Origin of the sequence: Budvicia aquatica DSM 5075 = ATCC 35567, assembly GCF_000427805.1 — a bacterium.
In the GTDB taxonomy this organism is placed as follows: domain Bacteria; phylum Pseudomonadota; class Gammaproteobacteria; order Enterobacterales; family Enterobacteriaceae; genus Budvicia; species Budvicia aquatica.
In genome coordinates this window covers 1-8,198 of sequence record NZ_ATYS01000091.1, presented here as the reverse complement: position 1 = coordinate 8,198, position 8,198 = coordinate 1, and the positions used below count along the sequence as shown (strand labels likewise).

Below are 8,198 nucleotides of genomic sequence, written 5' to 3'. Positions count from 1 at the left end.
AACGTGGTCAAAAATACCTAATACTTCATAGGCACCTTCAATCACACGGTCAATGACAGGTCCAAGATGTGGTACTCGAACCTCACCGAAGGTGTCACCGCAGACCAGGCCATTGGTGCAAATNNNNCNNAAAAAACCAGGAAGCATTTGGTAACTGCTCGATCCATCATGACTATTGAGCAGGATTATTTCAGGGACTTCTTTTCCTAATATTTGGTCTTCACGGCGTAGCCTAATCAGATGTTTGGTATGGTCTTGTTTATCGAGATTACGAACACGAGTCTGGCAGGCAAAGAAGGGTTGAAAGCCTTCTTTACGCAGGTTATCTAATAAGGTGATGGTAGGAATATAGCTGTATCGGGCGCTTCTGGAGTGATGTTTTTCTTCCGAGAAAATACTGGGAACATGGCGGGCTAATTCATCGTTGGTTAATGGTCGGTCACGGCGAATAAGGTTTACTGAACCAAAACGTGAGGCTAAACGGGTCATATAGGAAGCTCCATAAAAAGATACGATTGATATTTCGCATTTGTGATATAGAGCTGATTTTCTTTGTAAGTGAGTTAAATAAATCTTAACTTGCTTTGTCAGTTTCAATAATTAGAACTTCATTAAATTTGACAGTTTCATTCGCAGCAACAAGCAGACATTACAAACACTACTGTGTACTAATGTATTAAGAGTAGGCCAGTCTGTGACTTACATGGTAAAGGTTAAGGAATTTAAAGCTGAAGTCATGGCGAAATCTGAAGTACCAGATTTATCTGCGGGCTCGGGGCACTCCAGCATTTCAAATCATAAAGATGGAATTTTCATATAAACCGTCATAAGTTACAAAGCTAACAAACTCATGCACGTTGCCATCCGTAAATTAAGTAATCACTTGTGATGATAGCTGCAGCTACTGAAGCGATTGTATGGAAAGCGTCGTCTTTAGTGCCGTCGCCGAAATCACTGATACCCCTCACAATCAGAGCTGGCACTCTCTGCTTCTCGCAGGCATCAAACACCCCATAGGCCTCCATTTCGGCAACATAGGCTTTGTCATGAAGCGATCTAAAACTCTTCAGCAGAGCAGGATCCCTTATGAGAAGCTCTCCTGATGCGATGGTGGCAGAGGAAACAGTTATTCCTGCGGCTACATTGCCAGCCTGAGAGCTTGCTGGCATCTCAAATCCCATAACCTGCGCTCGTTCACCGAGACGTGCAAATAGCGATGATGTTGCAAAATAGGTGTTGAGATTTTGCTGTGTTGACATGTGGGGACGTAATATTTCAGGTCTGTAGGCAAGCTCCCCACCTTCCAGTGCAGCTGCACTCTCATAATAGACGATACGATCAGAAACGATGACTTCACCCAGCACCATTTTATCTCTCGACCCTGCAGCAATTCCCATCATGATGACTTTTTTGGGTTTGAACTCGGACAATAAAATGGTGGTAATGGCTGATGCATTTACATTTCCGGCTCCGGAAAATGATGCCACTATGCCTGTTATAGGACCATCTGAACGTTGGATCACTGTGGGCCAGAAATGGATTCCGTTTGATGTCACGCGAGGTGGAATATTATCATCGATATCAAAAGCTTTTTTAGCAGCAGCAAGTTCAACCGGTAATGCTGTAAGAATCAACACATCTGGAGTCTGTAATGATTGTTTTGTCACCCATTCAGCTTTGAGTAGTCCAATTGAGATTTCTGATAGTTGCTCCAGTTCATAACAAGGCTCTTGCAATGATAAAGTATCAAGACGTTTTTTTACGTTCTCTCCCGTACAAGGAAACATTGTCAGCGGTTCTCTGAAAAATTGGTCATATAGGCCTAAAGCACCTTCTCCATCCCCGCAAATTCCACCAAGCTGTAAGTCAAACGGTAATATGGGATGTTTAGCCTTGCGCATTTTTCGTGCACGATCGGAAACGCCTTTCCCACCACCTAATGCAATCATGGCAGTGGCTGCACCAACCTGCTCATCCCCTATATTTCCACCAGTTATGAGATCATCATCCAAATAACTTACATCAGCAAGATTAGCTGCCTGGAGTTTACGAATAAGCCTTCGTCTCTCCTCTGACATCTTTTCCTGCATTGCTGAACGTGAAGTGACGATTCGGAGTTGTTGAGCTGGCGTATAATTTTCCATCAACTTCTCTGCTTCATTTATCACGGTCCAGTCGAAGGTTAGGGGATCCCCGTTTTCATTTACAGGTTCCCCTGCTAGGTAGACGACCAAACCCACCTCCGCATCAAGAATGCTTTTCGTAAGTGCTCGAACGAAGCTATGCGCTCGGTCAATATATGGTTTCTCTGTTTTTTGTGAGATGCTACCAGCGATAAGAACGTATTCGTTATTAGTATTTGCCATCGCAATTATTCCTGAGGATTTGTTACTTGTTATCGTTTGAGCAAGGCATAGATTTCATCCTTGTTTTTTAATGCTAGCTGCAATGCTTCCGGAGCCTGATTTGATTGAGCATCGGTCAGGTTTAGTTGGAAGAGAAGGTAGTGCAGTAGCGCTTGCCGGCATTCCAGATGAATTTCTCTATCGACCATTGCGTAATCAGTTTCAATTAGGCTCCGCTGGGCAGGACTCAGTCCAGGATGGGCAAGAAGAATAACTTTGATGTAAGTATTCCACGCAGTATCACAATTAGTTCGTTCTTTATCTGGGCCAGCATTCTGAGCCTGTATAATCCGCGATAATAAAAAGTCCCGAAACTCTTTACGTTTATGGCACCATGCTCTGGTGTGCCAGCGATAGCCATCATGGACCAATGAGTGAGGTGTAAGTGTGCGCTCGCTGCCTTCAGGGTCACTCATCGATTGGTAAATAATCTGAACGGCCTCGCACTCTCGTATAGCTCGCAATATTTGACTCACTACATCCGTGTCCAGCCTGCGTAAAAGTCGTGGAACAGCGGCAACAGGAGAATGCCATCCCAGAAAGCTTCCAAATTGAATTTCGGGTTGAACTGCTACGCGCAACAAGTCATTCAGATAGCATTCCAGAGAACTAGCCGTAAAGACTGGCTTGAACAACCCAGTTGAACGATACACTCTGGCACGCATATCGTATTGAAGATTATCAGGGGCTAACTTTGCGTATTCGTTAAGATCCAGCGAAGCTTGAGGCACTGAAATACCAAAAAAGTCAGTGATACTACTACGGTTGATTTGCCCGTCCCACCGAAGCCGATAGTCAATGAATTCAAGCCGACGCTCCTGGCCCCATCGTGCTCCCAGCCGTCCTTTCTGGCTTACTCGCTCATCCCCTTCTCTGAACTTATCTGACATCTTGATTCCCAATAGCGTATAAAAAATAGATACAATATAAAAAGTAGACGGGTATAGAAATTAATCGTATAATAATGCTACGCTATTGAGCGGTAAGGTGCAACCATCACCTCAGAAGATACTGGGGAAGACTGATGCAATTTTTATCAATGATTTCTGGAGGGATGTGAATGTCGCTAACCAATACTCAGATCCGGTACTACGACAGTAATGTGCTGCGTTTGCCTAAGGATAAACGTGAAACCTACAATGCTCAGGTAGATCGGCTTATCTCAGCATTGCGCAAGAAATTGAAAGAACAAGACAAAATCACCATTAAGCGTGTTGTCAAAGCCGGTTCTTTTGCTAAACACACTATTTTACGCAAAACCTCGGACAGTCAGGTCGATGTGGATGTTGTGTTTTATGTTAGCGGAAAGAAAGTTGTAGAGGAGTCATTCGCAAGCCTGAGTGAAAAAATTTATGAAGCCTTGGTGAAAGTATATCCCAATAAAGCTGTAGAGGATTTCGAGATTCAACGTAAGGCAGCGACAGTTTCCTTTGTCGGAACCGGATTGGATGTCGATATTGTACCCGTAATCGAAAATCCGGATAAAGAAGGTTACGGCTGGCAGTTTGACCGTTTTGATGGTTCGAAGACAGAGACCTGTGCTCCCTGCCAGATCAAGTTTGTTAAGGATCGCAAAGATCTTGACCCAGACTTTCGTACCTTGGTGCGCTTAGCTAAACGTTGGCGTACCAATGTGGAATGTCCACTTAAGTCATTTCATATTGAACTGATCATGGCCCATGTATTGGAAGTCAATGGAAAGGATGGGTCACTTGAAAAACGGTTTCGGGATTTCCTTCTGTACATTGCTGAATCAGGGTTACAGGAATTTATCACATTCCCGGAAAATAGCACTGTACCGGCATTCACAGATCCTGTTGTCATACTGGATCCTGTCTGCGATACGAATAACGTTACCAGTCGTATTACCGAGGATGAGAGAAAAGAGATTGTTCGGCTTGCAGATGAAAGTTGGGCAACAGCGAATTTTGCATCTACTGGAGGAGATTTTGATCTCTGGAAGGAATTATTTGGCCGCGCCTTTAAAGTGGAGGATGCAGCATGAGTTATTCCTCTACAGAAACATCAACTTATACCACAACAGACGTTGAAGCAGTAATGAGGCGCATCACTGCTGACTTGGTAATGATTGCTGCCAGTACCGGAACAGTCACTGAAAATCGTGCACGTGAGTGGGCCCATGACATAGAACTTCTGGCAAAAAATGGCTATCTGAATTATGTCGATTTAACCCTCATAAGCAATGGCGTTGAACAGAGAGCAACCCGGTTTTATGTTAACGATTTAGGAGGTCTGGCAAATGAGAGGCCAGGCGATGCCCGTTGGCCGAAAATTAAGGGTGCTCATCTGCGAATTGTTCTGACTTACCTGAACACTTACGATCCGGCTGCTAAACAAAAGCTTTCAAGCAAGATGAATATATCCTGGTCGCCATGCAGTGACGACATTAACCATTCTGGTTTGACCCAGAAGGGCGGCCGTGAATATTCCAGCAATGGTTATGGTATGCAACGTAAGGACTACAACTGATGAGCAAGAGCAGTGTTTTTGAGTCAGTGATTGATTTGCCACAGCACGAGTTGACGGAGCGAGAGAAGGTTCTACTTGGGTTTGAAAATCGCTATCAGAGTGTCCATAACCAACTCAGCCTGCTTCTTAATCAGGGACAACTTCTTGAGTGGAGCAAAAAACACCATAAGGGCGTTTTGCCAGTCTGCAAGCTCGTAGCTGAGCAGTACCCACTTGTTATTTTCCATGGTGATGTTGGTACAGGTAAAACGGCAACAGCCGAGTGCATTGCAAATCGTATTGTTCGTGAGTCACGCACTGAAGATTCCGCTCTCTTTAAGCTCAGCAACCGGGTTCGCGGTTCCGGAAAAGTGGGAGAAATGGGGACACTGTTGACTCAGGCATGGACAGAAGTCACAGAGGCCGCGGGGAAAAATCGCAGAGCCATACTGATTATCGACGAGGGCGATTCAATTGCAGCTTCTCGCTCCCAAAGTCAGAGCCACCATGAAGATAAAGTAGCGGTCAATACCCTAATTCAGGGCGTGGATGATTTACGTAAATTTGGCGGACGTGTAGTCGTGATTTTATGCACCAACCGACTCTCAGTTCTGGATGCAGCTCTTCGCAGGCGAGCAGCTATAGTAGAAGAGTTCACCCGCCCTGGAGCTACAGAACGAGAGGCGCTCTTTCGTATGGACCTTGAAGGGATGGGGTTATCAGACGTTCAATGTCGTCAATTGGCTGCGGCGACGGGTGAGCGGGGAAATCAACCAGCCTGGACATACTCTGACATTCGCACCCGCCTTTATCCCGCAGCAATGTCTCGGGCTTTCCCCGCACGGCCTTTGAGCTTTGATGACTTGATGGAACCGCTAAAAGTAATGCGGCCCTCTCCTGTTATGGAAGACAAATAATGCTAGAAATCCAGGCTGCCTGATTTAACAGCAGAAAAATTATTCAAGCTCAGGTGCATTTGATAGCTCAATGTGCACCGCTTACCTTGGGACGTTATATGAAAACCAATAAAGAAATATTTGTTTCGGTCGATGTAGAAGCTTCAGGCCCGGTTCCGGGTAAGTACAGCATGTTATCCATTGGTGCATGCGTGGTATTTGATCCATCAACTCATTTTTCATGTTATCTCAAGCCGATATCGGATGAATTTATTCCAGAAGCGATGGAAGTGACGGGCTTATCACTTGAGCTGTTGCATAACGATGGCCTAGAGCCTGCTGATGCAATGATGCAGCTTAAACGCTGGGTTAACTCATTTGTCAGTAATGATGAGACTGTAGTTTTTGTTGGTTTCAATGCCTCATTTGACTGGAGCTTTATCAATTATTATTTCCACACTTACTTGGGTGAAAACCCTTTCGGCATTGCCGCACTGGACATTAAATCAATGTATTTCGGAACATCTCAGGTCTCGTGGAGATCTACACGTTCTAGTGAGATAGCAAAAGTTGTCAAGCCAGAAAGCTCTGGTGATCATGATGCGTTACATGATGCCCGATACCAAGCAGAGCTCTTTCGCCTTATCTATGAGTTGAGCAGAAAATAAAACTTATATTTGACTTCTTGTGCTGATTCTTAGATGGGGAATTTTAGATTGTCAAAACATATGTGAACTTAAGCATTTACTGTTGAAAAGGTAACTTAACTCAACGATTTTTTGATAACTCTGAGACTTGCCTTTTTTTATCATCTATTAAATTGGATTTAAGAAACTTAAATATGAATGAAGAATTCAATCGTGCTAACGAACATGTCTGGCGATATTTCGAGTTGCATGCTCAGCAAAGAATGACTGTTTTCAACTTTTACATTGCGATTACAGGTCTTCTGGCAGCAGGCATTGGATTCACCCTTCAACAGGGAGGGAAATACGCACTATTCACATCTTTAATGGGTATATTTGTTTCATTTATCTCTTTTATTTTTTGGAAGCTGGATCAGCGTGTATCGATGCTAATAAAAAATGCTGAATTGGCCTTGTACGATCTTGAAAGCCAATTTATTAATACGGAATTAAGAATAATAACCAAAGACAAGGATAACAATTCATTAAACTTAGGTATAAGGTCTATCTGGACTTATGGGAAATGTTTTCGTATTTCATTTGTTATAGTTGGCATTGCAGGATTAATACTTGCAGTTATGCCATTTATTATCAAAGCATTATAACTTTCTGCTATTTTATGTTCGGCTTTTATTTTTTAAATTAAGTATTACTACTTTTATGAAAAAACTGCCAGAGAATGACTGATAGATATGTAATATTATTTTTATATTCTACATATTGTTTTTTAGCAGTTTATAAAAGATATTGGCTGTTAGCGATAGACTAGGGAGATCTCCTTGTCGGCAATGCCTTGATTCTCGTTATGGGTGGCAGTTCCGTTACCAGTGAGGTTGAGCTCTATAATGCGGCCAGCGGCAGTTTCATTGACAGCACGGTCACCATTGCGGATGTTTCTCGGGCGACAAAACTACCGCGTAGTACCATTACCATGCTTTATAAAGAAACGGCCGCTCAGGTAGATTTCTCCGTTGTAGAAAAACTATGCCATTACTTTGAATGTCATATCGGTGATTTATTTGAATATCAACGAACACCGAGTCATGAACAGTGGATACGAGAGAAGGGACGGAAAGTGACAAAGAAACTCGGATATTGGACAATGCACGGTGACTGACCCTATCTGATGAGAGGCAGAGTTAACCACTACATCGTGATGCAGGCTTCGATCGCGATCGAAGCCTGTGGGCCTGGAGCCTGTTGAAAATGGCTGTTGTTCCCAACGGTTCTTCAGAAGTTAAGAGACAGCCAACCTAAATAAAAGACGTCTTTTATTATTGAGTTTGGCGACTGTTTAAACAGTCGCCATTAATGTACTCACTCATTAATAATTATTGATAATTTCTCATTTACATTGAGATAACCTACTTTTTTGATATCGATAATACAAATGCATCATAGTCTTTTTGTACACTGTTTTTCATGGCATTGATGTACATTGTTGGGATTCGGTCTTCTCTGAAATCCGCATAGGCTAGCGCGACAGCCTCTTTGGGTTTATTGAATGTAATACTATTTATTTTATCCCCATAGTGAGACTCTAAGCCACTAGAGATAATTTCAACACCGCCACTATCCGTTACCATCCATTTAGTATAGGCATCAACTTTTTCTAACTTTAATAATTTATCTTTATCTATATTTGTCTGTTCCACATCAATTAATGCATTACGATAAGCATCTATGCCTAATGAGAGTGATGCTATACGGTCATTATATTTTTTTATTTTCTCACCAAATAT

General features: G+C 42.9%; 10 protein-coding genes. 6 read left to right on the top strand and 4 right to left on the bottom strand.

From position 1 onward, the window contains the following. The 3 genes from YWE_RS0120145 to YWE_RS0120135 all read right to left on the bottom strand — a co-directional run. The coding region (locus YWE_RS0120145) for a DUF932 domain-containing protein (RefSeq protein ID WP_029096113.1) at nucleotides 1-489 on the bottom strand (489 nt) is incomplete at its 3' end. A 359-nt stretch (nucleotides 490-848) separates the two neighbouring features. Continuing rightward, nucleotides 849-2,366 carry a phosphorylase family protein gene (locus YWE_RS0120140; protein WP_029096112.1) on the bottom strand — a complete coding sequence of 506 codons (1,518 nt, stop codon included), beginning with the start codon at nucleotides 2,364-2,366 and terminating at the stop codon, nucleotides 849-851. 29 nt (nucleotides 2,367-2,395) lie between these two features. Then, nucleotides 2,396-3,295: a helix-turn-helix transcriptional regulator gene (locus tag YWE_RS0120135; protein ID WP_029096111.1), complete on the bottom strand. Its 900-nt coding sequence runs from the start codon at nucleotides 3,293-3,295 to the stop codon at nucleotides 2,396-2,398. 170 nt (nucleotides 3,296-3,465) lie between these two features. On the opposite strand from YWE_RS0120135, the gene YWE_RS0120130 reads away from it, so the two are divergent. The 6 genes from YWE_RS0120130 (at nucleotide 3,466) to YWE_RS29195 (ending at nucleotide 7,573) form a co-directional block, all read left to right on the top strand. Continuing rightward, entirely contained in the window at nucleotides 3,466-4,410 is a 945-nt protein-coding gene (locus YWE_RS0120130; RefSeq protein ID WP_029096110.1) for a CBASS oligonucleotide cyclase, read from the top strand. Then, on the top strand, nucleotides 4,407-4,895 hold the full coding sequence (locus YWE_RS0120125; protein ID WP_029096109.1) for an HORMA-1 domain-containing protein: 489 nt from the start codon (nucleotides 4,407-4,409) through the stop codon (nucleotides 4,893-4,895). The genes YWE_RS0120130 and YWE_RS0120125 overlap by 4 nt, the downstream gene beginning before the upstream one ends. Beyond that, complete coding sequence (locus tag YWE_RS0120120; RefSeq protein WP_029096108.1) at nucleotides 4,895-5,791, top strand: AAA family ATPase; 897 nt, start codon at nucleotides 4,895-4,897, stop codon at nucleotides 5,789-5,791. Before YWE_RS0120125 ends, YWE_RS0120120 begins: the two co-directional genes overlap by 1 nt. 98 nt (nucleotides 5,792-5,889) lie before the next feature. Next, nucleotides 5,890-6,438 (top strand): 3'-5' exonuclease, encoded by a 549-nt coding sequence (locus tag YWE_RS0120115; protein WP_029096107.1) that lies wholly within the window; start codon nucleotides 5,890-5,892, stop codon nucleotides 6,436-6,438. A gap of 173 nt (nucleotides 6,439-6,611) precedes the next feature. Next, the gene (locus tag YWE_RS0120110) at nucleotides 6,612-7,061 is read left to right on the top strand and encodes a hypothetical protein (RefSeq protein WP_029096106.1); all 450 of its coding nucleotides are present in this window, start codon (nucleotides 6,612-6,614) and stop codon (nucleotides 7,059-7,061) included. Between the two features lie 200 nt (nucleotides 7,062-7,261). Next, entirely contained in the window at nucleotides 7,262-7,573 is a 312-nt protein-coding gene (locus tag YWE_RS29195) for a helix-turn-helix domain-containing protein (protein WP_084167148.1), read from the top strand. 247 nt (nucleotides 7,574-7,820) lie between these two features. Here YWE_RS29195 and YWE_RS30995 read toward each other — a convergent pair. Beyond that, the coding region (locus tag YWE_RS30995) for a hypothetical protein (RefSeq protein WP_036016656.1) at nucleotides 7,821-8,198 on the bottom strand (378 nt) is incomplete at its 5' end.